This is a genomic window from Paenibacillus sp. MAHUQ-45 (assembly GCF_058133325.1).
Genome location: NZ_JBYUPV010000013.1, coordinates 1 through 25,763, shown reverse-complemented (window position 1 = coordinate 25,763; position 25,763 = coordinate 1). Strand labels below are relative to the sequence as shown.

The following is a 25,763-nucleotide window of genomic DNA, read 5'->3' as shown; positions in this document are numbered from 1 at the left end:
TTTGGATTAGTGATGGAGTATCTTAAAAATTATATGAAGACCCGGCTGACCTACCGTGCCGACTTTTGGGTAGAGGTTATATCGGATCTGTTGTTCCAGGCAACGAACTTTATTTTCATTCTTGTTATATTCATGCATACCAACAGCCTTGGCGGCTGGAATCAGAACGAAGTGGTATTCGTCTACGGTTTCTTTATGGTGCCGTTCGGCGTGTTCAGCTGTTTTGTGAACATGTGGGGCTTCAGCGAGCGCTATATTGTCAAGGGTGAGATGGACCGTATTTTGACGCGTCCGGCGCATAACCTGTTTCAGATTTTCCTGGAAAATGTCGACCCGCCAGCGCTCGTGGGTTCCTTCATCGGCCTTATCATCATGGCCATCAGCGGGTCCAATCTTGGCCTTCCGTTTGAGTGGTGGACAATACCGGTGCTTATCATCTTTACACTGAGCGCGGTAGCGATCTATACAGGTATCTATACCGCCTTAACTTCGCTGTCGTTCTACTCGGATGCACCGACCGGGATTCTTCCGCTGATGTACAACATTCAGTCGTACGGCCGTTATCCGGTGACGATCTATAACCGGGCGATTCAGGTGCTGCTTACCTGGATTATCCCGTTTGCATTTGTGGGTATTTATCCGGCGGCGCTCTTCCTGCAGCGTGACGAGATGAAGAGCATGGCGTTATTGACGCCTGTAGTTGGTTTGGTATTCCTGGGCATTGGTCTGATGGCCTGGAATTATGGGGTAAGACGTTATAAAGGCGCTGGCTCGTAAAATAGCAGCCTGTTATCCAATTTGAAACAGCTCGGAACTTATGGTTCCGAGCTGTTTTTTTAAATTTGCACTAAAGTCGATCAAAGCAGGGTACAGCCGGCTACGAGAAATCTAAGATTAAGCGGCTTTGTTCCACCTTTTGCTAGAGATAGACTTTGCATTATGAAATTTGATGAAGCTGGCCATTCGCCAAATGGCAATATAGGTTAGGGTGAATACATTATTCAGGAAACCAAGTGTCTTGGGATCGATCCCAGAAATGAATAAGAAGTCAAGTAAGCGGAGCGAGAAGATAACAATAATTAAAACATAAAGAGATACGTTTCTTTTGTAATACATCTTGCCATCCGATTTACGCTCAAATTGCGTCACCAGAATTAATGGGATCGACAGAATCGCACCTATAGCAATAGAGCTAATAATTCTGCCAGATGTAAGCACCAACGTAGGGTCGAACAATTCAAACAAAGATGAAGAGATATAGAGAACCGGAATCAAAAGTCTCCGACCAGACTCGTGCAATGGCTTCTTACTGCCCTGGATAACGCCCCGCAAAATAAGTACGATAATGAGTAATGAGATTGTTAGAGATAATAGATTCATGATGAACACCTCGTCTGTTTTTTGTATGTGCTTAGTATGGAGGAATTCCGAATAATTAATAAGTGTAAAAAGTAATCGACTCAAATGACTTTTGTCACATTTACTCGAAAACAACGAAGTATGCTGCGAAACAAACTGAATGCATTGTGAATGTGGTGTTGATTCGGATTTGGTAGATTTAGAACGATGCGTGACTGGTAATAGAAGAACAACAATAAGGACAACTAAATTTACCGTTATGTCAGCCCGTTGTATAATCGGGGAGTTGATAGTATTAATTTCGAGGAGGATTGTGATGAAACCATACATAGCTGGTATTGATCTGGGAGGAACCAACATCAAGGCAGGAATATTTGATACTGATTATCATGTAATAAAAGAAATATCAATACCCACCGAAGCAGCTAAAGGTCCGCAGCATGTCTTGAGTCGTATTCGGGATGCCCTTACGATTCTAACCACTGATAGTGGAGTGAGAATTAATTCAATTCAATGCCTGGGAATCGGTATTCCCGGCCTTTTGGACCCGCAAGAGGGCCTCTCAATTTTCTCGCCAAATTTTCCGGACTGGGAACAGATTCATATTGTGAATGAACTGGAACCTTTTTATGATTTTCCTATTTATATTGACAACGATGTGCGCGTGAATTTGTATGGGGAGTGGCGGCTAGGGAGTGGAAGAGGGTATCGTAACCTGGTCTTGCTTACTCTGGGGACAGGCCTTGGCTCGGGAATTGTAAATGACGGAAAGGTTATGTACGGTACAAGCTATAGTGCAGGAGAAATCGGTCATATGAATATGTATCGGAATGGACGACAGTGTAAATGCGGAAGTTCCGGTTGTCTAGGCAGATATGTATCTGCGGTAGGTATGGTAAACACTTTCAAAGATAAGCTGGACAATGGAGCAAGCAGTATCATTCAGAATTGGGTTCGGAATGAATATGGAAGCATAACGGCATTAATGATCTCCGAGGCTTATGATCTTGGTGATCCTTTGGCAATTGAAGTGATGCATGAAACTGGAACTTTGCTTGGCTATGGACTGGCCAATGTTGTGAATCTGCTTAATCCTGAGATTATTATTGTCGGCGGAGGTATGGCGGCAGCTGGAGACCGATTGTTAAACAGTGTGCGGGACACTGTAAATTCCCGTGCTCTTAAACTTTCTGGAAGCAAATGCAGGATTATGCAGGCTGAGCTAGGGAGTAGGGCGGGTACGGTTGGTGCAGCACTATATGCTCATGAGAAATTTGTTACAACAAACCATTGATTATGCAGGACCACGCTCTATCAAAATTAACATTATAAGCTACCTCGAAAAGGGCAGATCCGAAAGAATAACATCCGGTTCTGCCCTTTTATAAATAAGATATCGATTACCACACAAAAATAAACAACAGGTTAGCCAGTGAAAAGGTGAACACGGCATAATCGCTGAGACGGAATCGATAGATTCGGATCGGTGTACGACCTTCGTCACCCTGGTAACAGCGGGATTCCATCGCTACCGCCAGATCCTTAGCACGGAGAATGGACATCACGAACAAGGGCATCAGCATCGGCAGCACGCCGCTGAAGCGGGAGGTGAGTCCCTTTCGGTGGAAACCGCCTCCGCGAGCTAACTGCGCCTTGCGAATTTTGTCGAATTCCTCCATGAGGATGGGCAGGAAGCGCAGGGCGATGGAGAACATCATTACGGCTTCGTGTACGGGTAATCGCCATTTTTTCAAAGGCTTCAGCAAAATTTCCAGCCCCTCTGCGAGCAGAATGGGGGAAGTCGTCCGCACCAGTAGCGAGAGCAGCAGCACGATCCCCGCAATCTGTTCACACATCATAATCCCCTTGATGGCCCCTGGCTTAGAGAAGTGAAGCGGTCCCCATGTGATCATTGCATCACCAACGTTGGTCACCAGTAAAGCTTGATAAATCATTGTCGAAACGAAGAAGAGCGATAGCGACAAGAGGGTAAAGGCCAATACCCGCCAAGACAGCTTGGCAACTCCCCATAAAATAATTAGAATTATTAACTGAGCTGTTTTCAGCTCCGGGCTATGGGTAAGTAGAAGCGCCGCTCCGAAGAGCAGCACTGCCAGTATTTTCATCCGCGGGTCCCAGCGCTCTAGCCAGGAATTGCGTTTCTGATAGAGTAAAAAGCTTTTTCCGGACATACTATTCCCTCATTTTCTTTAGACTGATAATTGTCGGCTGCTCAGCAGCTTGGTGATGATATCTGCTGCTTCCTGCGGGGAGAGGATTTCATTGCTGGAGACGGCCCCCAGCTCCCGCAGCAACCGCGTTACAGCCAAAGCGGGCGGTTCTTCCCATCCAAAGGCCTCCAGTAGCAACGGATCTGACAAAAGGTTGGTGGGGTGCCCGTCGGCCAGGAATTGTCCTTCCTTCAGGGCGATGAGCCGGGAGGCATGCTCCAGAATTTCCTCCAACTGATGGCTTACCCACATCACAGTCATTCCTCGTTGCCGGTTCATCGTATGCAACAAATCGAAGAGGGCGGTCCGGGACTGAAGATCCAGTCCAGCTGTTGGTTCGTCAAGGATCAACACTTCTGGTTCCAGTACGACGACACCTGCAATGGCGACCCTACGTTTCTCACCACCACTCAGCTCGAACGGACTACGGTCCTTGAACTGCTCGTAATCCAACTGTACAGCCTCCATGGCTGCACGCACTTTGGCGTCTTTCTCTTCCGTTGTGAGCTTGGCGCTTTGGAGGCCAAAGGCGATGTCCTCGAACACGGTGGTGGAGAAGAGCTGATGCTCTGGATACTGAAAAATAAATCCGACCCGGTCAAACACCTGTGGTCGGCGGGCAAGATGCGGATCTGTGGCGTCCAGTTCTACCGTGCCCTCTGACGGAGCCAGGAATCCTTTAAGAAGCTGGAGAAAGGTGGACTTGCCAGAGCCGGATTTGCCGGCAATGGCGAGCATCTCTCCGCTGTCCACGCTCAGACCCAGATGCTGCAGTACAAATGGACCTGTAAGTGGCTTATTCCTGCGGCGTTTGCTGTACGTAAAGGTAACGTTATTCAGCTTTATCTGCATAATAAATCCCTCAATTTCTGTTCGTTCAGATCAGCCGGAACAGAGACGCCCTGCTGGCGCAATAGCCCGGCAAGCCTGTGGTAATAAGGCAGCTCCAATCCGCAATTCTCCAGTAAAACGGTGTCCTGCTCCAGTTCGGCGGGTGTACCTTCAGCTACGATCTCGCCGCTGCGGAACAGCACCCAGCGGTCCGCACCGGTGACCTCTTCCAGATGGTGTGTAATGTAGATAAGGGTGAAAGGCACCTGTTTCCTGACTTCGTGCAAGGTCTCAACGAACTGCCGGCGAGCTACAGGATCGAGCATGGAGGTGGCTTCATCCAGGATGAGACACCGCGGTGCCAGAGCGAGAACGGAGGCTAGGGCTAGCTTCTGCTTTTCGCCACCGGACAGGTTGCTGACTGGCCGTTCCTCATCTGCTTCCAGCCCGACAAGCTGAATGGCCCAGGCGATACGGCTTGCGATATCCTCCTGGGGCCAGCCGATATTGGAGAGCCCAAAGGCGATGTCTTCTCCGACAGTGATGCCCACCTGTTGGTTCTCGGGATTTTGGAACACGATCTGGACGGATCGGCGGATCGCTGGTAGGGAAGAGCGTTCAGACGTGGTATGGCCTTCCACCAGTACCGTTCCTTCGGTCGGCAGCTCTATGCCATTTAACAGCCGGGACAGGGAAGATTTGCCCGAGCCATTGCGCCCCAGAAAAGCGACAAATTCGCCGAAGGGAATTTTAAGGGATACATGAGATAATGCCGGCTTGTGGCCGGCATTATCTTCGTCTTCATCAGGTTCATTGTAATAGAAGGTGGCGTTCCGGATATCAATCATTGATGGTGGCCGCCTTCCGTTCGGTATGGCCTTGATTTACAGGTCCGAATACGCTTTTGGCATCATCAGGATTGAAGGTGCCATCAGCCGTGTTCGGGATTTGCCAGAAGAAATCAATCTCCACGCCGCCCTCGGCGGCCAGCTCCAGAAAATCGCGCATGAACACACCTTTGCCAGGATCGCAGGAAGGACTTCCTGAAATTCCAAGGCCGCCTACAATCGTATATCCATGGTCCTGATAAGTCTTGAGCTGCTCAACCACAGGTAGCAGAATTTTGCGGTTGTGCGCGCGAAACTCCGGGGTGTCATATTCTTCTACGGTCATTGGAGGCCGCTTAGGCCCCAGAAATGTGAATTCAGGACAAGGTAATTGGAACATTCCATACCCTTGCTCGTAGGTCCAGTCGACTGCCGCTTTCATGACGCCTGGACTCCGGGCTTCGCCTTCCACAACGGCATTTTGGTTAATGACGCAGTGGGAGGCGACAACGATACGTTTACTACGCTGCACGGGAAGCTTTCTTTTTCAGAGATGGACGTTTGATTAGTGATTGCGGCAGATTTTTAACTACATAGTAGACAAGCAGTGCAGACAGAATTTTATCGATCAGGTTCTCGCCAAGCCGGGGCAGGAAAGCAGCCGCGAAGAGACTAGAACCCGCTTGTTTCAACCAAAGTACAGCAACGTCCTGCACACCTCCAGTTAAACCGCCGAAGAGACCAATGGCGATCACGGAGCCGACTGCAGGGCAGAGAATACCAAGTAAGATACCGGAGATTAATGCGGAAGAGAAACGGAAGCCGTTCTTGCGTGCAGCGTATCCTACGACAAGTCCAACAATAATATTTACCAGCGCAAAGGGGATGGCGGTATAGCCGGAGGTGACGCCGAGCACAAGGTTGGTCAGCAAGCCGACCAGTGCGCCCCATAATGGTCCGAATACAGCTGCAATAAAGATGGTACCTACAGTATCAAGAAAAAGAAAAGGAATTTTCAGATTGCTGACGACGGTGCCTGCGATGACGTTGATTGCAATCGCGAGCGCACCCAGTGTGATTACAAGTGTCTTTTGATTCATGACGCTGTCCTCCTAGGGATTCATAATTTGTCTTGTGACTTTACAGATAGACGTGCAATGAAAATATGAACCCTACTCCCCCTTTGTACATAGCGAGCTGTTGAAGTAAAGACACTTAAGCAGAAACAACAGCTACAGACGAATCATTAAATCCAAGTGTATATATAGGATTAATAAATTATATTCTAAGTCGAATTCCCTAGATGTCAATGGCATAATTATTCATTTTTAAGAGAGAAATCGCTTTATTTATATTTAATCCGATAAAAATACTAGTTGTTAATATTAGGGAGTCGTGATATTATCGTGAAAAAATAAAGGCTTCTCTAATAATGATAACAAAGGAGATAGAGCGTCAGTGCCCAGAAGCTTGAAGAGAGCCGCCAGCTGAAAGTCCTACGATTGAATGTAAAGATAAATCGTAGCGTGCTGGATTTTTAATCAGAGTGAACTGTAATTTTGCCGTGAAATAGGCTAAAATCACAATATTACAAGTCTTCTATTGGATAAAAGAGGAGTCGTTGGCTAGTGCAAAAAATGAACGGGACGCAGACGTTAAGCCGTGCGCTGGATATCTTATTCGCTTTGGCGGAAGAGAGCGGAACACTGACGGTGAGTGAAATCGCCCAGAAGGTCTCCATTCCAGAGAGCACAACTTATCGTTTTCTGCAGACCTTGGAACAGAATGGAATTATTGAGAGGAGGGGGAAAAACCAGATTGGCCTCGGCCTGCGTATCCTTGATTTGGCGCGGAGTCTAAACATGCAGTTCCAACGTGATTTACTGCCGCTGGCCCTCCCTATTATGGAGGAGTTGACGGAGAAGGTACAGGAAACTTCGATTCTGTTTGTCCGAACAGGCAACAATGCCGTATGTATTCAGAATGTGAAAAGCCGTGGCCTGATTCAATTCTCCATCGACAACGGGCGGATTCTGCCGCTACATTTGGGGGCTTCGGGCAAATGCATTTTGGCTTTCGAAAGCGCCAAGGTAACAGAGCGGATCTTGCAGCTGCTTAATAGTGATAAGGAGCGAGAAGCGCTCACTGCTGAACTTGCGACCATTCGTGCCCAGAACTACAGCATTACCAAAGGTGAAGTTGACCCCGATGTGTACGCTATAGCGGCACCGATTACGGACGGTCAAGGTCCTGTTATTGCAAGTCTCGCCGTAGCCGGACCCAGCTTCCGCTGCAACAACGAGCAGGACAAGACAAACATCGAAGCAGTGACCAAAGCGGCAGCGGAGCTGTCACGTCGAATGGGGGGCGGAAATTAGCCTTTAATTCCGATTAGAATAGTTTAAATTATGATTGACAAAAGAGTACCACACTAATATTATTGTCTTACGGTAGTTGATTATCGCATAACAATAATATGACTGACCATACTTGTGGAGGTCTTGTTTTTCGTCTTAGACGAAGAATAAGGCCTCTTCTGCTATTTCAGGGTATGTTTTTGTCTAAAAACCAAGTTTGCTTATGAGAATAATACATTTTGAGAGGAGAGGAAGCAGTATGGCTGAAGCTGTAGCGGTTGAGTTCAGAAATGTAAGCAAGGATTATGGTTCAGGAAAAGTGCTGCGTGATTTTAACCTCACGGTACCAAAAGGACAGATAGTAACCATTATCGGACCTTCCGGCTGCGGTAAGACTACACTGCTTAAAATGATCAACCGGCTGGAGGAGCCTAGTGAGGGACAAGTTCTTGTTGAAGGGAACGATATCGGATCTGTGGATGCTGTGAGTCTGAGACGGGATATCGGATATGTCATTCAGCAAATCGGTCTCTTTCCTCATATGACCATCGAAGAGAATATCGGGATTGTTCCGAGACTCAAAGGCACTAGCAAGGGGGAGCGCAGAGAGCAGGTAACTAAGCTTCTTCAACTGATCGGTCTTGCGCCGGAGCAGTACCGCAACCGTTATCCCCATGAGCTTAGTGGCGGACAACAGCAGCGGATCGGGGTGGCCCGGGCACTGGCCTCTGATCCCGCAATCATTCTGATGGATGAGCCGTTCAGTGCCCTCGATCCGATCAGCCGGGTCCAGCTCCAGAAAGAGCTGATTAATCTCAACCAGCGTCTGCACAAGACGATTGTCTTCGTCACCCATGATATTGATGAAGCGCTGAAGATCGCTGACCGGATTATTCTGCTCAATGAAGGAGAAGTGGTGCAGAATAGTACGCCAGCCGAACTACTGGCTCACCCGGCTAATGGATTCGTGGTTGAATTCCTGGGCCCGGAGCGTTTCCAGAACGACTTGTCGCTAGTAACGGCCCATCAAATCATGATCGACGGTTTATCTATCGACCATCAGGCTCCAACCGAAGAAGCTCTTGAACTACTGAGAGCTGGAAGGGCCGAAGCTTTGACTGTAACCGGGCGGGAGGAGCACAGCGCATGAATCATATATGGGACACGTTAGCCGCCGACTGGCCGATGATACTGCACAAAACTGGAGAGCACATGTATTTGTCGCTCATTGCCGTTCTCATTGCCGGATTTATTGCGGTTCCCCTCGGGATTTTTCTGACCAGCCGCAAGCGGATGGCGAACACGATCATTACCGTCGTCTCCGCCATTCAGACTATTCCGAGTCTGGCGCTGTTCGGGTTCATGATTCCACTGGTAGGTATCGGCACTACCCCCGCCATTATCGCGTTGACCTTATATGCTGTGCTTCCGATGCTTCAGAACACCTACGTCGGCATCAATGGGGTTCATCCTTCTCTTCTTGAGGCAGGAACCGGAATGGGTATGACCAAATGGCAGATGATGAGAATGATTCAGCTTCCGATTGCGCGTAGTGTCATCATGGCCGGAGTTAGGCTGGTTGCTGTACAGACGATCAGTCTTGCAACGATTGCGACCTATATTGCCGCCGGAGGGCTGGGAGACATCATCACCAGAGGCATTGCCATGATCAACACAGTTACCATTATGGAGGGGGCCATTCCCGTCTCACTGCTGGTAATTTCTATTAACTTCATACTGCTGCTGCTAAATCGGGCGCTTACCCCGAAAGGCCTGCGGCATTTGAATAAATTTTAAGAACTTACCCAGGGAGAGTGGAATGAATCATGACAACTGTAAACCCGAAAAGATGGACGGTAACAAAAGGAAGCAAGCTGCTTATCACCCTAGGGTTAGTACTCACTACTGTGCTTACTGCAGCGGGTTGCTCCAATTCCAAGGCTTCGGAGGGCAAGGATACGATTATCCTGGCCACGAAAGGATTTGCTGAGTCGGATATTTTGGCAAATGCCTTCAAACTTCTGATCGAGAATGATACGAAGCTGAAGACAGAGGTCAAGACACTGGATAACACGTTACTCTGGAATGCCATTGGCTCAGGGGAAGTGGACGCGTATGTGGAGTACAGCGGGACGGCACTGATCAATATTTTAAAGCAGCAGCCGGAATTTGATCCTGAAAAAGCATTTAAGACCGTCGTAACTCAGCTCAAGGAAAAAAACAAGCTGATTGCGCTCGATCCGCTCGGTTTTAACAATACCTATGTCTTTTCCGTACGTAGGGAAACCGCTGAGAAGTACGGGTTAAAGAACACATCACAACTTGTCGAGAAATCAGGCGAACTGGTCTTTGGAGCAAGTGAAGAGTTCCTGAACCGTCCGGATGCTTGGCCATACGTAGAAAGTATTTATAAGCCAAAGTTCAAGGAAACGAAGTCCATTCAAAATAGTTCCTTGCAGTACCAGGCGATCAAGCAAAAGCTCATCGATGTGATGCTCGCTTATTCCACGGACAGCCAAATCTTGGCCAACGATCTCGTGGCCCTCCAAGACGACAAGCATGTGTTTGTGCCTTATGACGCTTTCCCGATTGTGCGTGAGCAGACGCTGGATAAGCATCCTGAGCTGAAAGCAACCCTTAACAAATTGGCAGGGAAATTGGATGAAAGTGCTATGCAGAAGTTGAATGCTGAGGTGGAGCAGGATCAGAAGCCGGCTATTGATGTGGCCCGTGAATGGCTGAAGTCACAGGGGCTAATCAAGTAAGCTTTTTCATAACCGATTGACGGCTTGACAAAGACATAATCCAACAATTAACCAATGAGAGGGGATATACGTTATGAGTAATAATACACGGCAGCTTGCGCTGGGGGCAATGTTGTTTTTTCCGGCGGGAGAGCATATTTCTAGCTGGAGACACCCAAGATCTGAGGCTGAGGGACTTCTGAATTTTGATTATTATAAAAGAATTGTGCAAACGGCGGAGCGTGGACGATTCGATCTGTTCTTCTACGCAGATGAGCTCTATGTCTGGGACCGTTTTGAGTCAGGGGTTAGCCATTCCAACAGTGTTCGGCCGGAGCCATTCACCCTGCTGTCCGCGCTTGCGGCAGTAACGAGCCATATCGGACTGGCTGCAACGATCTCCACGACCTATAACGACCCGTATCATATTGCGCGCAAGCTCGCAACGCTGGATCATTTCAGCGGCGGGCGAGCTGCATGGAATATTGTGACTTCCCAGACGGACGAGGAGGCTCGTAATTTCGGAAAGGAAAGTCATTTGCAGCATGAGCTGCGGTATGAACGGGCTAAGGAGTTTGTAGATGTCACTCAAGGACTCTGGGATAGCTGGGACGAGGATGCGCTTCTATTCGACAAGGAGAGCGGCTATTTCGCGGATAAAGATAAGCTTCATAATCTCGATCATGAGGGCAAGCACTTTAAAGTCAAAGGCCCGCTGAATGTTAGCCGTCCGCCGCAAGGCTATCCGGTTCTGATTCAGGCCGGAGCCTCTGAGGCGGGAAAAGAAGTGGCTGCTGCTACAGCTGAAGTCGTGTTCGCTCCTGGCGGCACGCTCGCTGAGGGTCAGGCATTGTACGCAGATATCAAGGGCAGATTGGCTAAATATGGCCGTTCGCCGGATGAACTCAAAATCTTGCCGGGTCTGATGCCTATTCTCGGAGACACCGAGGAAGAGGCTGCGGAGCGGCTGGCTGAAGTGGAGAACCTGACCCCTGATCGGCTGGCACTGGATTTGTTATCCCATTACATTGGGGTTGACGTATCGGGTTATCCGCTGGATGAGCCGCTGCCGTTTCTGCCGGAGGAAGAAGGATTCAATCAGAGTAAATCTAGACTGCAAAGCATTCGTGAGCTTCTAATCAATGAGAATTTAACACTCATCCAACTTGCGAAACGGGTCACCACCAAGCGAGTCTTCGCCGGAACACCAGAGCAAGTTGCCGATCACATTGAAGCTTGGTTCAACGGTGGTGCTGCCGACGGCTTCAATATCGCTTTCCCGCATTTGCCGGGATCACTGGATGATTTCGTGGAGAAGGTAGTACCGATTCTTCAGGAGAGAGGTCTGCTGCGCCGGGAATATGAAGGTAACACACTGCGTGAACATTTGGGTCTCAGCAAGCCGGAAAGCCGGTATGCCAAAGCGCCGGAAACCGTCATACCTCAATGACAGAATAGCAGACAGAAAGCGGGGATGACAGTGACAAGGATTACTGCGAAGAGAGGCGGAACACTGCGCTGCAAGGGCTGGAGGCAAGAAGCGCTCTTGCGTATGCTGGAGAATGTGCTGGAGAACGGTGAGAATCAGAAGGAGCTGATTGTGTACGCTTCGCTGGGAAAAGCGGCGCGGAACTGGCCTTCGTATCGGGCCATCGTGGAGACGCTGAAGCAATTGGAAGAGGATGAGACACTTGTCATCCAGTCCGGCAAGCCGATCGGTATCTTCAAGACACATGCACAGGCTCCACTGGTTGTCATGGCGAACTGCAATCTCGTGGGCCGCTGGGCGACCAGCGAGAACTTCTACGAGTTGCAGGACAAAGGGCTGATCATTTGGGGCGGGCTCACCGCCGCTGCCTGGCAGTACATTGGTTCACAGGGTGTTATCCAGGGAACCTATGAGATCTTTCAGAGTATTGCCCGGCTGCATTTCGGCGGCGTTCTGCGCGGACGCTTCATTCTGACCGCCGGGCTCGGCGGCATGGGCGGCGCGCAGCCGCTCGCTGGCAATATGGCGAATGCGGCAATCCTGTGTGTAGAGGTGGCGGAGGAGCGAATCGACAAGCGGATCGCGGCCGGTTACCTGCAGCGGAAGACAGACAGCCTCGATGAGGCATTGTTCTGGATTAAGGAGGCGGTAACCAATGGCACGAGTGTATCGGTCGGCCTGCTGGGCAATGCCGCCGATGTCTACCCCGAGCTGCTGCGCCGGGGCGTACAGCCTGATGTTGTGACGGACCAGACGTCCGCACATGACCTGCTGTACGGCTATATTCCAAGCGGCTATACACCGGCATCAGCTGCCGCGGCTCGCAAGGAGCGCCCGGCTGAGCTGCAAGCCGCGGCCGGAGCGTCCATCGCCAAGGAAGTCCGGGCGATGCTGGCGTTCAAGGAACGGGGGGCGGTTGTCTTCGACAACGGCAACAACATCCGTTCCCAAGCGGTGCAATACGGCGTTGACAACGCATTTGATATTGATATCTTTACAGAAGCTTTTCTGCGCCCGCTGTTTGCAAGAGCGATTGGGCCGTTCCGCTGGGTCGCGCTCAGCGGTGAAGCTGAGGATATTCGAATTATTGATGAATACATCCTGAAGGAATTCAGCGGCAATGAGATCGTCTCCAACTGGATCAAGCTTGCCAATACGTATGTTCCGTTCGAAGGCCTGCCAGCCCGTATCGGCTGGTTCGGCCATCAGGATCGCAGCAAGCTGGCACTGGCGGTTAACCAGTTGGTTCGTGAAGGTAAGCTTGCTGGTCCAATTGCATTCTCCCGTGATCATTTGGATGCCGGAGCCATGACGCATCCCAACATTATGACGGAGCGAATGAAGGATGGTAGTGATGCCATCTCCGATTGGCCGCTGTTGAACGCGATGCTGAACTGTTCGTCTATGGCTGATCTGGTGGCGATCCATTCCGGTGGCGGCGGGTATTCGGGCTACATGACCAGCGCAGGCGTCACCATTGTGGCTGATGGATCGGAGGCAAGTGATTTGCGCCTCCGTACCGCACTTGACAACGATACAGGCCTCGGAGTCCTTCGGTATGCGGATGCCGGATATGACGAGTCACTGGAAGAAGTCCAAGACAAAGGCATCGCACGGATAGATACGACGCGCTATGAGGTCATTCCAGCGGAATAACGCAGTGCGTAACCTAAAGTCCCAGCTCAGAAAATGCATAATTGACACAAGGGGGAAATACACATGCGTGAACTGACAAGAGATGATGTGGAAGCAGCGGTTAAAGGGGGCTCCGTATTCGCCAGCGGTGGCGGCGGGTGGGTCGATCACGGATTGGAGATCGGCCATGCCGCTCTTGGTCTCGGGCGGCCCAAGCTGTTGTCCGTAGATGAACTGCCAGATAATGCAATCATTCTGACCTGTACAGCCATAGGTGCTCCGGCGGGTCGGGATTGGCAAATGCTCGGCAAAGATTACATCAAAGCAGTACAACTTGTGATTGACCAATATGACGGCAAGATAGCCGGATTTATGACACCGCAGAATGGCATGTCCAGTACGATTAACGGCTGGCTGCCTGCGGCTGCGTTTGGCCTGGCAGTCATTGATGCCACTGGGGATATCCGCGCGCATCCTACAGGCAAAATGGGTTCGCTTGGTCTTGCATCCTCCATTGAATACGAGACTATACAGGCTGTAGCTGGAGGCAATCCGGAGAACGGCAGCTATATCGAGCTGGTGGTCAAAGGAACACCCGCTCGAACTTCCAATATTTTGCGGACGGCTTCGGACATGGCAGGCGGTTTCATTGCTGCCGCCAGACATCCACTGCCAGCCAAGTATATCAAGGAGCATGCCGCAATCGGGGGCATTTCTATTGCTCTGGATCTCGGCAGAGTGATCCTGAAGGCTGAGCCGGATGGACCGGAGGCTGTGCTGAAGGCGATCGTTCGCAAGACGAAGGGCAAAATCCTCGGCAGAGGCACAGTGAGTGCTAAGAAAGTGCGTTATTCTGGAGCTTTTGACATCGGTACCATTGAAGTAGAAATCCCCAAGAAAACGCTGATTCTTCATGTCATGAATGAATATATGGCTGTGGATGATCAGAAGGGCAAGCGTTTGACAAGCTTTCCGGATGTTATTACTACGTTCGATCTGGAGACGGGATTGCCGGTCAGCGTAGGTGATATAAGAGAGGGGATGGAGATTGCAGTATTTTCCATCGATAAATCCAAGCTCCCGCTCAGTTCCAGCGTCAAAGACCCTAGCGTATATCCTGAAGTCGAAGAAGCACTCGGTATTGATCTGCAAAGCTATGCTTTCGACAAGGAAAAGAAAGAAAGTAAAGAGAAGAAAGAAGGTAAAGAGAGTAAAGAGAAGAAGGAGAGTAAGGAGATAGAGGTTCATGCCTAAGGACACAGCAGTCTTTGGAACAGTAGATACAGGAGATCATGCAGTTTCCAATCATTCAGTTAATGGGATTAATCACTTGATATTAGATGGCTACAGCTTGAGCATTGGCGATGTTGACCGTGTAGCACGGGAACGCATACCTGTAGTTATTGACGCTGAGGCCCAGGAGCGGTTGGAAGCGGCTCGTAAGGTGATTTTTGAACTCGCCGCCGAAGGTGTGCCAGTCTATGGATTGAATCGGGGAGTGGGCTGGAACAAGGACAAGGTAATCGACTCTGATTATTTTGCAGCCTATAATCGCAACTTGCTGCTATCGCACAGTGCGGGTGTAAAGCCGGACGCACCGGAGGAAGTGGTCCGGGCAGTCATGCTGGCCCGTCTCAACAGCCTGCTGGCGGGTGCGACGGGCGTCCAGCCGGAAATTGCCGAGCGTTATGCAGAATTTCTGAATCTCGGTATCCATCCGGTTCTGCCGCTACGCGGGTCTGTGGGCGCAGCGGATATCACCACTATTTCGCATATTGGTCTGGCTATGATCGGCGAAGGAGAAGTCGATGTTGCCGGTCGCCGATTGCCTGCTCTTGAAGCACTGGCGGCAGCGGGTCTGGCGCCACTAAGTCTCGGTCCAAAGGACGGGCTGGCCATCGTAAGCTCCAATGCACTCTCCGCAGGCCATGGGGCTTTGGCTCTGGTCGAAATTCGTAATCTGCTAGAGGCTGCAGATTACGTCTACGCGTTGTCCCTGGAAGCCATTCGCGGGAATATCAGCCCGCTGGATGAATCGGTGCATCGCAAGCGACCGTTCCCGGGCCAATTGGGAAGTCTGTCTCGGGTTCGGGATGCCCTTAAGAACAGCGATCTGTGGAGCGGATTCAATCCGGAATCGCTGCAAGATCCGCTGAGCTTCCGGGATGCCTGCCAGATTCACGGGGCCGCTCGGGACGCTCTGGATTACACGCGTCAGCAATTGGAGCTTCATCTCAACAGCTCTGACGATAATCCTTGTGTTCTAACGGAAGAACGGCGAATTTTGTCTTGTGCCAACTTTGATCCTGTGACATGGACGTTGGGGTTTGAGATGCTTGGCAGTGCTCTGCATCATGTCTCCAAAAGCTCCTGCTACCGGATGATCAAGCTCGGTGATCCTGGCTTTACCGGCCTAAGCCGGTTCCTGACTGCTGATCCAAGCCGTTCGGTCGGCTTCTGCACAGTGCAGAAAACAGCTACTTCACTAGATGCGGAGATCCGTCATCTCAGCAATCCGGTCTCTGCCGATTATATGTCGCTGGCGGGAGATATTGAAGATCATGCAGCTAACTCGCCTTATGTCGTCTCTAAGCTCCGAGAGATTGCTGACCGCTTAACTTACATCCTGGCGATCGAAGCTATTCATGCTGCCCAGGCCATTGATCTTCGTGGCGACTTGCGCTTGGGTGAGGGTACCGGGGCGGGCTATGAGCTGCTGCGTTCCGAAATTCCTTTCCTGTCGGAGGACCGCAATCAGACTGTTGATATTGAACGGGCTTACCGCCTGTTCAAGAACGGCAGATGGCTCAATGCAGTGAGAAGTAAATCTGGTAATCAATGCTGAATAGAACAACATAACTTTTTAGGGAAAAAGAATTGTAGGATTAACTGCCGGGCTGCCCTTTGCAGGGAAGTTCCGGTTTTTTGTGTTTATTCTAGCAAATTTCTTAAGAATTCCTCGAATATTCTGATCGTATCTTTTTTAGTTGCCTTTCACTAAGATCACACCTTAGCTCTCCATGTCTGTGATATAATCTCAATTAGTAAATTTAATGGGAGTAGGCGGACTCATGGGGAAATGGGTTTTGAAACATAGTGACGGTGAGAGTTACGACTCAGAGATATTAGATTTGGAGTTAGATGAGGCACGATCTCTTAAGCGTCTGGGCTGGGAAAGAAAAATCACTTGGAGTAAGTATCTTCAAAAGGGAAGTTTGTCAAAACCGTATAAACTCCTCGTATTAGGAGATGCTAATAAAACTATACAGGGAGCAATCGCCTATAAATATGATGAGGGGTTTGTTTATGTCGAACTTCTTGAAAGCGCTCCTACCAATCGTCACAACAATCCTTCAAGAACGTTTACTAACGTATCGAGTATATTATTAGGTGAAGCTTGCCGGAAAAGCTTCGAAGCTGGATTTGATGGTTTTATTTGTTTTAAGCCTAAAAGTAATTTGGATAAATATTACATAACTGAATTTAATGCTGCTTATACAGGGATGGGCCAAATGGCCATAGGTACCCTTGAAGCACGTCGACTGATTGAGTTATACTATGTATAAGGACGGTGATCTACATGGTAGTAAGACTTAGACATAATATAAATGATAAGTTGAGAGTAGTATCTGTATCACGACAGACACGTCCATCTAGTCAGGCAAAATTATATTACCTTAGACGCCGACGGGCTAGTGCATCCAGATATTTAGGTCCAAATTCAGGTGTGATGATTATTCCTGAAACGGATGTTTCCATGGATGTAGTTAGAGCAGGCATGCGCGATTTTATCCAAAACTACAACAATCAAATGATGATGAAGTAAATATATAGGGGATGCGGTAAACGCATTCCTTTTTGTTTGGAACAAGAGTGACTCATACATTTATATCTACATAACCATATCAAATAGGAGGAAAATGATGCCAAGAGATATTGTTCACGTCCCTTACGGCTACGAGCCGCCAGTGGAGCAGCGTAAAGGTACGCTGATTTTCTACGATTCATTTGAGCTTATTAAAGACCAGGAGCTTGCGGTTGCGGCGAAGACTGCTGTTGACCGCCAATTCACGAAGCTGGTGCTTTATCCGCTGCATGAAGAGACCGTGCGCCGTTTGTCCAAAGAGCCAGTCCAATCTTTTTACAAGCGTGAGGATCGGCTGCATGAATGGAAAAGAGAACAGGGATTATCCTTCATAACGGTTGAAGGCTGGGAAGGAAAGAGGAAGAAGTATACGCCACTGGATTCTGCACTTCGTCATCTGACGGAGAGATATAAGGCTCCGTATTTTCTATACCTGACACCAGAGATGGCGAACCAGTTCGCCTCATTCTCCTCTTTTGAAGAGTGGATTGTGAAGATTCGCCTGCTATTGTCGGAAGCGCCGACATTTCTCCATTCGCGTCTGGAAAAGTATCGCCATCGCTGGGATATAGCCGACGAATGATCCTGTTGATATATTAAATAAACCCCGCTCAGAAATATGGAATCGTGTCCATAACTCCGGCCGGGGTTCTTGTTCTGTCTTAATGTGTGCTGCTTTGCTTGCGACGGTAGGTATACATTCTCCATTGATAGTGGATGAAGCAGCCGATGCAGAAGCCGAGAATGGCTACAGTTGCGGCAACAGCAACCAGTGCAGTGAATATGTAGGCGGCAACGGTCCAGCCCACAAGGAAGCTGAGCAATCCGGCAGTAAGGCAGCCCACAGCGATACTTTGGTTGAACTGTTGCTGATCCCAATCTTCCAGGACATAAGCGGAACGTTCTTTTCTAAGAAAAGGGGCAGCCAGTTTGATAACAGGGTTATATCCGAAGATCAGGCCGGATAATCCGGCTGCGAGCGGTAGTGCAAGAATCCAGTATTGCCCGGTGAACCAGGTTAGAAGGACAGAAAGAACAATAAAGCTCTGGTTGGTTTTCACAAGTGGTCGCGGAATACCTTTGGTACCATTGCTCACGTTAATCACACCTATCATATTGGAATAATTATAGTATAACGGTGGCTCTGACGTTTGGGAAGACATCTTCTTTTTTTTATAAATGTATTTTTTATGTAAATGATGTGTAATCGAAACAAAGAAGGGGATGGAGGAAGATATGGTTAAATCGTTCTTGGTGTAAAATGTCTTAACATTAAGAAAATAAAAATTGACACATCTCCTGAGCTGTGGTTTTATTATGTAGACCAATTGTTATAATGCAAAGGAAGTGTCGGGTTGTCTAATAAGCCGAATGCACGTGAAGCCATACTGGATACTGCTTCGCGGCTATTTTTCACGCAAGGCTATCATGCAACGGGTCTGAGCCAGATTATTAAGGACAGTGAATCGCCGAAGGGGTCGCTCTATTATTATTTTCCCCATGGCAAGGAGGAATTGGCCTTAAATTGCATCAACCGCACCAGTGAGATTGTAGCCTGCAAGCTTAGACATTATATGGTGACAGGGGAAACTGCCGCGAGGGGGATACAGGATTTTATTCTGGGAATGGCCAAGGATGCTGTGGATACTTCGTTCGAAGGCTTAGTTCCGTTCAGCTTCTGGTTGGCGGTGGAAACGTCCTGTATAAGCGAGGAGCTGCGAGCCGCGTGTCAATCTGTATTTAAAGACTGGCAGGAGGTGATTATGGAACGTCTGCTGACAGAAGGTACCGAAGAAGAAATGGCGACGACTCAGGCGTCCGCAGTGGTGTCCTTGCTAGAGGGATCACTGCTTCAGGCGCTGACTTACCGGGATGAGCAACCGCTGCTTGCAGCGGCCAAGATTGTTCCGGCTTTGCTTGGCATAACAGAGAGAGAATAATACAGATTTTCAGGAGGATTAGAGAGTGGAGACAACTTTACACAAGCAACAACAGTCAGAAGAAAAAAAAATCAGGACAATGCCGATTCTGATTTCCTTATTGCTCAGCGGTTTTATCGGGATGTTCAGTGAGACGGCACTCAATGTCGCGTTAAGCGATCTGATGAATGTACTACAAATTACACCGTCAACTGCACAATGGCTGACAACGGCCTACTTGCTTACACTAGGTATTCTCGTACCGATTTCCGGTATGCTTCTGCAATGGTTCACAACGAGACAGTTGTTCGCGGCTGCAGTGATTTTTTCGATTATAGGAACCTTCCTGGCGGCGATCTCGCCGAACTTTGAGTTTCTGTTGACGGCGAGAGTGGTACAGGCGATGGGAACGTCGCTGCTGCTGCCGCTAATGTTCAATACGATCCTTGTCATCATTCCGGCTGAAAAAAGAGGCGCTGCAATGGGGATGATCGGTCTGGTTATCATGGTGGCCCCAGCGATTGGGCCTACCATTGCGGGACTGTTGATCGAAAGCCTCAGCTGGCACTGGATTTTCTGGTTGTCGCTGCCGTTCCTGGTCATTGCTCTGCTGTTCGGTATGGTGTACATGCAGAACGTAACCGAAGTTACCAAGCCGAAAATCGACGTATTGTCCATCATCCTGTCGTCTCTAGGATTTGGCGGAATCGTCTTCGGGTTCAGTAGTGCTGGTGAGGCCGAGGGCTGGGGCAGCCCGAAAGTAATCTTGTCTATCATCGTAGGTGTGGTTGCCTTGCTGCTCTTCGTTATTCGTCAAAACACAATGAAGAAGCCGATGATCAACCTGCGTGCTTTCAAATATCCGATGTTCGTTGTCGGTGTGGCGATGGTCTTCATCTGTATGATGGTTATCCTGTCGTCCATGTTGATTCTGCCGATGTATTTGCAACAAGGTCAAGGCTATACAGCCTTCAAAGCAGGTTTGCTGCTGCTGCCAGGCGGTCTGATCAATGGTCTGATGTCGCCAATTATGGGTCGTCTCTTCGATAAGTACGGTCCTAAATGGCTGGTTATTCCAGGTCTTGTGATTGTCGCAGTTACACTGTGGTTCTTCTCCAGCATCAATGCGGCTTCGACCGTTGCTTTCATTATTGTCCTGCACAGCGCCTTGATGATCGGGGTATCGATGATCTTCATGCCGGCACAGACAAATGGTATCAACCAGTTGCCGATGGAGCTGTATCCTGACGGTACAGCTATCATGAACACTCTGCAACAGGTAGCGGGTGCCATTGGTACGGCGCTTGCGGTCAGCATCATGACAGCAGGCTCGAAGAACTACCTGAAGGGTGTCGACAATCCTGCCGATCCGGCCAATCTGCTTCCTGCATTCACGCAGGGTGTACAGAATGCATTTGTATTCGGTCTGATCATGTCTGTAGTTGGATTGGTACTGGCATTCTTCATTAGACGTGTTATTGTTCAGCATAAAGCGCAAGCTCCAATGCACTAATATTCATTAAAAATAAAACACACTCGCTGCGGCGGGTGTGTTTTTTCTAATTATAAGAATGTATATGTTCAACGCTATAAATCATCCTTATATTTCTAGCTGAAACGGATACCGTCCCTTAAAGGACGGCAAAGCCGTTTCTACTTGTGTCTTTACGTTTTACATATATTGGTGTATTATATACATAGTAAATCTATGTATAGTGATTCTAGGTATTATTTTAGCCAACCAGTTATGGAAAGGAGTGTTAGCATATGAAAGTCAGCAAAGAAATGCTGAAGGGAAGTACGGCGACGTTGATCCTGACCCTGCTGCTAGACAAGCCTCTGTACGGATATGAAATGATCAAAGAGCTGGAGAGCCGATCCCAAGGTGTATTTTCGCTTAAGGAAGGCACGCTGTATCCCATTCTGCACACGATGGAGAGTGAACGTTGGGTGGAAGCTTACTGGATGGAAGTAGATGGACGGAAGCGCAAGTATTATCGGATACTGGATGAGGGAAGAGCGAAGCTTAAGGAGAAGAGAGCGGAGTGGCTGTTGTTCCGACGGGCTGTAGACACCGTGCTGGGGGAGGGAGGGGCATGATGAGCGAAGAGAGTCAACGTAAGCTTTTTCTGGATCAGGTGTGCCGGGAGGTACGGGCCAAAGACATGCATGACGATATCCGGGAGGAGCTAGCCGGGCATCTGGAAGAGTTAATTCAGGATCGACAAGCACATGGCTATTCCTTGGCGGAGTCAGAGGCTTGGGCAGTTGCCCAGATGGGCGATGCGCAGTCGCTGGGCAAGACGCTGAACCGTGTACATAAACCGCGAATGAATTGGGGACTGCTGGGAGTTGTGTTGTTGTTTGCGGTAGTCAGCTTGATTGCAATGTTATCCGCTGATGCCAGTGCGGACAGTGCGATGCAGGGGAGAAGCCTGTTCCATCATCAGTCGGTCTATGTTGTAATTGGTCTTGTGGTCATGACCGGATTGTATTTTGTTGATTTCCGCAAACTGCAAAAGCTTTCTTGGCCATTGTACCTAATATTATTAAACGCCATGATCATATCCTCTATAACAGGAGGCTCCACAATCAATGGTAGGCTGCAATTCATAAGTATCGGGATTTTTAATTTAACTTCATGGATTCCATATCTATTGGGGATTGCGTTAGCCGGAATATTGACTGGGGAGCGAAAACCCAAGGGCGGGTCAAACTTAACTCAACATTGGGTGGAGTTTGTAGCAGTAATGCTTCCGATTCCTTTATTGGCTGCTGCCCATTCCTTTGCTGAACTAATCATCTATTCATTGCTTGCCTTGATTATTTATGTCTGGTGTACTGGAAAATGGCGCTGGGCACTGGGAGCTGGAGGATCGTTACTGGTGCTCGGCAGTATGAAAATCTGGAGGTCCGATTATCTTCAAGACCGACTCATAGGTGCATTTCAGCCTCAAGCTTATGCAGAGGGGAATGGGTATCTATATTTACAGGTTCAGAATGCAGTTTCATCTGCCGGATGGTGGGGACAAGGGTTTGGAAGTACTATGGAAAATACTCGGTTCATTCACTCGGACATGCTCCCCGTTTACCTCATCAATTGCTTTGGGTGGGCAGGCGGTCTGCTGCTACTAGGGATGGTGTTATGGTTTACAGCCAGGCTGCTCAAGACTCTACATCTGATTCTAGAGCCTTTTGGCAGAGCACTGGTTCTGACACTCGGCATTATGCTCGTTATACGGCTACTCTATGGGGTGTCTATTGTGAGTGGAAAGATGGTACTGAGCAGCATTGCTTTTCCGTTTCTTAGTTATGGAAGTCATGTCATTATCGAATTCGCTGCGGTCGGGCTGTTACTCGGTATCTACCGGAGAAAAGACATGATTCCTAAGGCTCCAATCCGTCCAATAAAATAAGTGTAACCTTCTATATCTGGAAAACGTCTACATTAATATGAGTTGGAATTTATCATGAGGGGGCACTTATGAATCCACATCATCAGGTAGGGCGCGTATGGAGCAGGAGCATTCTGTTGGGAGTCTCTGTCCTGCTTGGGACAGGAACCGGAGCGGCTGTATTTCAGCCTCAAGCGGCCCATGCTGCGGCTGCACAGCAGACGGACACTGTGTATAAGCAATTCGAAAAATATGTGAAGAACCCAGACAGCTTGGCCCAAGCACGCAATTATCTAATTAATCACATTAAAGATGTTGATGTCTGGTATGCTACAGTAATGACACTTCATCTGGAAAATGCCCAAGTGGCGCAGCTCCCGATCTTCTCAGAGAAAATGTATGGAGAGAAGGTGCAGATGGCGATTAGAACTGCTGCCCGCCCCAAGGAGCTGACTTACTCTGGCCTCCTGAGCAAAATTACTGATCCCAGTGTTCGAGCTGTACTGATTGAAGCTCGTGATAAAGGCTACAAACTGGATAGCAGTGAAGGCATGTACTATCCGGTTATGCACTATGAAGGATTCAAGATCTTTAAGCCTTTTATTCAAAAGGATATTGCCGAGTATATTGATCTTATGGCGGCCGAATCCAATCAGCCGATGACCCGTGATGGCGGGATCGTTATTGGCTGGGATCAGGTTATCTTACGGGCGCTTTCCAAAGAAGCTTTTGTTAAGAAATACCCGGCTTCGAACCGAAAGGAAGCTGTAAAGCTGAACCTGTCGCTGTCTCGTGTATTCTTTGGTGCCAGCAATACTCCCGCCTATGATGGACCTGTAGGAGAAACTCCTAAGCTGAATCCAAAGCTTCGTGCTGCGTATGAGGCCGTGTTGATCAATGGTCCGGGTAGTAGCGAGCTGTTGCAGACGATTGAGAAGCTATTGGTACTACTGGATAGTGCGAATGAAGAATTGACACCAGAGGTGCAACAGTTCCTCGATAAACACGTGAAATAATGAATTCCGCCCCTTAACGGAAGTTAGGGGGTTATTTTATTGTATTTTTCTAGTAAAATGATCGACAGAGTAGGTAAACGTAATGATAGGGAAGAGGAGATTGTAACCATGAAGCAGCAGACAAAGGCGCTGAGAAGATTGTCATGTATAGGCGCAGCTCTCATGCTATTAACGACATCTTTGGGTTTGGGAGGGTATGCTTCAGCCGCGTATGCTGAGGTAAGTTCCGGGAGTATACACAACTCCGAGAGTGCCGACCAATCCAAGCCGTTGTCTACGCCGGAGAAGCAATATAAACTACCCCAGGGTTTTGTTTACCTGGACGAGATCATTCCTTCGGCGCAATATGAGATCCGCTACTACAGCAGCAACAACTTTGTCGGACAACGTATCGATGGCTATAAAGCGCCGCTAGCGATTATGGCACAACCCGCAGCTAATGCGCTTAAGGCAGTCAGCGAGAACCTGGCTCGCCAAGGCTATATTCTGAGAATCTATGACACCTACCGACCGCAAAAGGCGGTTAATCATTTTATCCGATGGTCGAAGGACGCCAGAGACATAAAGATGAAACAGCAGTATTACCCCGCACTCGATAAAAAGAATCTGTTCAAACTCGGCTTTATCTCCAGTAAATCCGGTCATTCACGAGGTAGTACGGTGGATCTGACATTGGCTTATCTAAAAAACGGTGCGGTGGTGGACATGGGTAGCCCTTATGATTTTTTCGGTCCCATTTCATATTACGATACGAAGCTGATCAGCAAGACACAAATGGTCAACCGCAAAATCCTTAAGGATGCCATGGTGAAGGAGGGTTTCCAGCCCTACAGCAAAGAATGGTGGCATTTTACTTTAAAGAAGGAACCTTACCCCGGGAAATATTTTGATTTTGACGTGGAATAGCAAGCATTATTGAAAAAGAACAGGAGAATGAGCATGAGCTTACCCGTAGTTAACAAGGAACTGGCCAAGCGGCTACAGCAAGCAGAAATCGGCTTTTTCACCTCAAGAATAACTTCGATCGGCGAACGATCTGGCAACCCCATGGGTGTGGAGATTCGGCATTTCGGGGCAGCAACAGCTTATTACATACAGGAGATGCCATGGGCGCTTTTTAACTCAGTCAAAGGGATCACGGACGCTGAGAAAGATGAGCTTGGAGCGATTGCAGATTTCTACCGGGCCAGGGAGCGGAATTTTCAGATCGAAATTGATCCTCCGGAGAGCAGCCCGGCGTTGCTGGGAACATTAGCGTCACTCGGGCTGTACCAGCACAGTTTTCAATCCGTGTTATATGGACTGCCGCTTGCGCAGCCAGCCCAGCTTCCCGTGAATATCACTGTTGCTGAGGTGGTGGATGAGGACCTCTTTGACACATATGCTGAGGTACATTGTCTATCTTCCGGCATGTCCTTGGAGGCTAAAGGGCATTTCATTAGCAATAATATCGGGCTGCTCCATCGTTCTGGCTGGAAGCTATTCCTTGGCTACTGGGAAGGCCAGGCTGCGGCTGTAGCGGCAATGCATATTCATGAAGGTGTTGCTTCCTGTGCACTCGCTGCGACACTGCCAGCGTTCCGGGGGCGTGGGCTACAGAGCGCTTTGCTGCAAAGACGCTTGCATGAAGCCTACAGGGCAGGCTGTGAACTGGTAGCTGGACAAGCTGCATATGGCAGTGTCAGCCAGAATAATATGGAGCGTGCGGGACTACGGATTGCCTGGACCCGAGCGTTATGGGGGCCGTTACCCTGAGATTGTGCTGTGCTCAGAATCGTTAACACATATAAAAGCTTTTTTTCATGGGATCACCATGCAAAAGTCAGAAGAAGAAGTCTCGAAGTGTAATTAACGACATTATCGTATCTTAAATCCTCTTCCGCTAAGGGTTAATGGAAATTAAGTGCAAAAATGGACCTCTGTCAAGAAAGTGGACAGTCACGCAACGGATTTTTTAGTAAATTGCTGTGCAAAGCGAGCGGGAGAGAGATACCCTAGCGCACCGTGCATTCGTTTGCGGTTGTAGTAAAATTCAATGTACTGAAAAATGGCATTGTAAGCCTCTTCCTTGTTTTTGAAACGAGGATTACAGTAA

Annotated in this window: 27 protein-coding genes; 19 read left to right on the top strand and 8 right to left on the bottom strand. The window is 48.8% G+C overall.

Going from position 1 to position 25,763, the window contains the following annotated elements:
• Positions 1 to 12: 12 nt before the first annotated feature.
• Complete coding sequence (locus AC3Y23_RS23415) at positions 13 to 777, top strand: ABC transporter permease (RefSeq protein WP_379203611.1); 765 nt, start codon at positions 13 to 15, stop codon at positions 775 to 777.
• 117 nt (positions 778 to 894) lie between these two features.
• On the opposite strand, the gene AC3Y23_RS23410 is transcribed toward AC3Y23_RS23415, so the two are convergent.
• Complete coding sequence (locus AC3Y23_RS23410; protein WP_379203609.1) at positions 895 to 1,380, bottom strand: CcdC protein domain-containing protein; 486 nt, start codon at positions 1,378 to 1,380, stop codon at positions 895 to 897.
• A 295-nt stretch (positions 1,381 to 1,675) separates the two neighbouring features.
• Between AC3Y23_RS23410 and AC3Y23_RS23405 the strand changes: the two genes are divergently transcribed.
• On the top strand, positions 1,676 to 2,653 hold the full coding sequence (locus AC3Y23_RS23405; RefSeq protein ID WP_379203607.1) for an ROK family protein: 978 nt from the start codon (positions 1,676 to 1,678) through the stop codon (positions 2,651 to 2,653).
• A gap of 106 nt (positions 2,654 to 2,759) precedes the next feature.
• Here the strand turns inward: AC3Y23_RS23405 and AC3Y23_RS23400 are convergent, their stop codons facing one another.
• Genes AC3Y23_RS23400 through AC3Y23_RS23380 form a run of 5 tightly spaced genes read right to left on the bottom strand, consistent with a single transcriptional unit; the run spans position 2,760 to position 6,348 of the window.
• Complete coding sequence (locus AC3Y23_RS23400) at positions 2,760 to 3,551, bottom strand: energy-coupling factor transporter transmembrane component T family protein (protein WP_379203605.1); 792 nt, start codon at positions 3,549 to 3,551, stop codon at positions 2,760 to 2,762.
• 18 nt (positions 3,552 to 3,569) lie between these two features.
• The gene (locus AC3Y23_RS23395) at positions 3,570 to 4,442 is read right to left on the bottom strand and encodes an ATP-binding cassette domain-containing protein (protein ID WP_379203603.1); all 873 of its coding nucleotides are present in this window, start codon (positions 4,440 to 4,442) and stop codon (positions 3,570 to 3,572) included.
• Complete coding sequence (locus AC3Y23_RS23390) at positions 4,433 to 5,269, bottom strand: ATP-binding cassette domain-containing protein (protein WP_379203601.1); 837 nt, start codon at positions 5,267 to 5,269, stop codon at positions 4,433 to 4,435. Before AC3Y23_RS23390 ends, AC3Y23_RS23395 begins: the two co-directional genes overlap by 10 nt.
• Positions 5,262 to 5,780 (bottom strand): CD3072 family TudS-related putative desulfidase, encoded by a 519-nt coding sequence (locus AC3Y23_RS23385; RefSeq protein ID WP_379203599.1) that lies wholly within the window; start codon positions 5,778 to 5,780, stop codon positions 5,262 to 5,264. The genes AC3Y23_RS23390 and AC3Y23_RS23385 overlap by 8 nt, the downstream gene beginning before the upstream one ends.
• Positions 5,770 to 6,348 carry a CD3073 family putative ECF transporter S component gene (locus AC3Y23_RS23380; protein WP_379203597.1) on the bottom strand — a complete coding sequence of 193 codons (579 nt, stop codon included), beginning with the start codon at positions 6,346 to 6,348 and terminating at the stop codon, positions 5,770 to 5,772. Before AC3Y23_RS23380 ends, AC3Y23_RS23385 begins: the two co-directional genes overlap by 11 nt.
• Positions 6,349 to 6,885: 537 nt before the next feature.
• Between AC3Y23_RS23380 and AC3Y23_RS23375 the strand changes: the two genes are divergently transcribed.
• From AC3Y23_RS23375 to AC3Y23_RS23330, 10 genes are all read left to right on the top strand, one after another.
• Entirely contained in the window at positions 6,886 to 7,626 is a 741-nt protein-coding gene (locus AC3Y23_RS23375) for an IclR family transcriptional regulator (protein ID WP_379203965.1), read from the top strand.
• A gap of 238 nt (positions 7,627 to 7,864) precedes the next feature.
• Positions 7,865 to 8,755 (top strand): ABC transporter ATP-binding protein, encoded by an 891-nt coding sequence (locus AC3Y23_RS23370; protein WP_379203595.1) that lies wholly within the window; start codon positions 7,865 to 7,867, stop codon positions 8,753 to 8,755.
• Positions 8,752 to 9,402, top strand: coding sequence for an ABC transporter permease (locus tag AC3Y23_RS23365; RefSeq protein WP_379203592.1), 651 nt, complete (start codon positions 8,752 to 8,754; stop codon positions 9,400 to 9,402). The genes AC3Y23_RS23370 and AC3Y23_RS23365 overlap by 4 nt, the downstream gene beginning before the upstream one ends.
• A 29-nt stretch (positions 9,403 to 9,431) precedes the next feature.
• Positions 9,432 to 10,370 carry an ABC transporter substrate-binding protein gene (locus tag AC3Y23_RS23360; RefSeq protein ID WP_379203590.1) on the top strand — a complete coding sequence of 313 codons (939 nt, stop codon included), beginning with the start codon at positions 9,432 to 9,434 and terminating at the stop codon, positions 10,368 to 10,370.
• A gap of 73 nt (positions 10,371 to 10,443) precedes the next feature.
• Positions 10,444 to 11,799 (top strand): LLM class flavin-dependent oxidoreductase, encoded by a 1,356-nt coding sequence (locus AC3Y23_RS23355; RefSeq protein WP_379203588.1) that lies wholly within the window; start codon positions 10,444 to 10,446, stop codon positions 11,797 to 11,799.
• A gap of 24 nt (positions 11,800 to 11,823) precedes the next feature.
• Positions 11,824 to 13,494, top strand: coding sequence for a thiourocanate hydratase (gene ertB / locus AC3Y23_RS23350; protein ID WP_379203585.1), 1,671 nt, complete (start codon positions 11,824 to 11,826; stop codon positions 13,492 to 13,494).
• Positions 13,495 to 13,557: 63 nt separating this feature from the next.
• A complete protein-coding gene (ertC, locus tag AC3Y23_RS23345) occupies positions 13,558 to 14,727 on the top strand; it encodes a thiohydantoin desulfurase (RefSeq protein WP_379203583.1) in 1,170 nt (389 codons plus the stop codon).
• On the top strand, positions 14,720 to 16,318 hold the full coding sequence (locus AC3Y23_RS23340; RefSeq protein ID WP_379203581.1) for an HAL/PAL/TAL family ammonia-lyase: 1,599 nt from the start codon (positions 14,720 to 14,722) through the stop codon (positions 16,316 to 16,318). The genes ertC and AC3Y23_RS23340 overlap by 8 nt, the downstream gene beginning before the upstream one ends.
• 226 nt (positions 16,319 to 16,544) lie before the next feature.
• Positions 16,545 to 17,039 carry a hypothetical protein gene (locus tag AC3Y23_RS23335; RefSeq protein ID WP_379203579.1) on the top strand — a complete coding sequence of 165 codons (495 nt, stop codon included), beginning with the start codon at positions 16,545 to 16,547 and terminating at the stop codon, positions 17,037 to 17,039.
• Between the two features lie 357 nt (positions 17,040 to 17,396).
• Positions 17,397 to 17,921 carry a hypothetical protein gene (locus AC3Y23_RS23330; protein ID WP_379203577.1) on the top strand — a complete coding sequence of 175 codons (525 nt, stop codon included), beginning with the start codon at positions 17,397 to 17,399 and terminating at the stop codon, positions 17,919 to 17,921.
• A 79-nt stretch (positions 17,922 to 18,000) separates the two neighbouring features.
• Here the strand turns inward: AC3Y23_RS23330 and AC3Y23_RS23325 are convergent, their stop codons facing one another.
• The gene (locus tag AC3Y23_RS23325) at positions 18,001 to 18,435 is read right to left on the bottom strand and encodes a DUF4395 domain-containing protein (protein WP_379203576.1); all 435 of its coding nucleotides are present in this window, start codon (positions 18,433 to 18,435) and stop codon (positions 18,001 to 18,003) included.
• A gap of 258 nt (positions 18,436 to 18,693) precedes the next feature.
• On the opposite strand from AC3Y23_RS23325, the gene AC3Y23_RS23320 reads away from it, so the two are divergent.
• The 7 genes from AC3Y23_RS23320 to AC3Y23_RS23290 all read left to right on the top strand — a co-directional run bounded on the left by AC3Y23_RS23320 (position 18,694) and on the right by AC3Y23_RS23290 (position 25,423).
• A complete protein-coding gene (locus AC3Y23_RS23320; protein ID WP_379203574.1) occupies positions 18,694 to 19,278 on the top strand; it encodes a TetR/AcrR family transcriptional regulator in 585 nt (194 codons plus the stop codon).
• Between the two features lie 79 nt (positions 19,279 to 19,357).
• A complete protein-coding gene (locus AC3Y23_RS23315) occupies positions 19,358 to 20,770 on the top strand; it encodes a DHA2 family efflux MFS transporter permease subunit (protein WP_379203963.1) in 1,413 nt (470 codons plus the stop codon).
• Positions 20,771 to 21,024: 254 nt separating this feature from the next.
• Positions 21,025 to 21,357: a PadR family transcriptional regulator gene (locus AC3Y23_RS23310; RefSeq protein ID WP_379203572.1), complete on the top strand. Its 333-nt coding sequence runs from the start codon at positions 21,025 to 21,027 to the stop codon at positions 21,355 to 21,357.
• Positions 21,354 to 22,673, top strand: a complete 1,320-nt coding sequence (locus tag AC3Y23_RS23305; protein WP_379203570.1) for an FtsW/RodA/SpoVE family cell cycle protein — start codon at positions 21,354 to 21,356, stop codon at positions 22,671 to 22,673. Before AC3Y23_RS23310 ends, AC3Y23_RS23305 begins: the two co-directional genes overlap by 4 nt.
• 68 nt (positions 22,674 to 22,741) lie before the next feature.
• Complete coding sequence (locus AC3Y23_RS23300) at positions 22,742 to 23,668, top strand: hypothetical protein (protein ID WP_379203568.1); 927 nt, start codon at positions 22,742 to 22,744, stop codon at positions 23,666 to 23,668.
• 57 nt (positions 23,669 to 23,725) lie between these two features.
• The gene (locus tag AC3Y23_RS23295; RefSeq protein ID WP_379203566.1) at positions 23,726 to 24,574 is read left to right on the top strand and encodes a M15 family metallopeptidase; all 849 of its coding nucleotides are present in this window, start codon (positions 23,726 to 23,728) and stop codon (positions 24,572 to 24,574) included.
• 33 nt (positions 24,575 to 24,607) lie between these two features.
• Positions 24,608 to 25,423: a GNAT family N-acetyltransferase gene (locus AC3Y23_RS23290; RefSeq protein WP_379203564.1), complete on the top strand. Its 816-nt coding sequence runs from the start codon at positions 24,608 to 24,610 to the stop codon at positions 25,421 to 25,423.
• Between the two features lie 183 nt (positions 25,424 to 25,606).
• Here the strand turns inward: AC3Y23_RS23290 and AC3Y23_RS23285 are convergent.
• Positions 25,607 to 25,763 (bottom strand): IS3 family transposase (locus AC3Y23_RS23285; protein ID WP_379203961.1); only part of this gene is annotated, 157 nt, incomplete at its 5' end.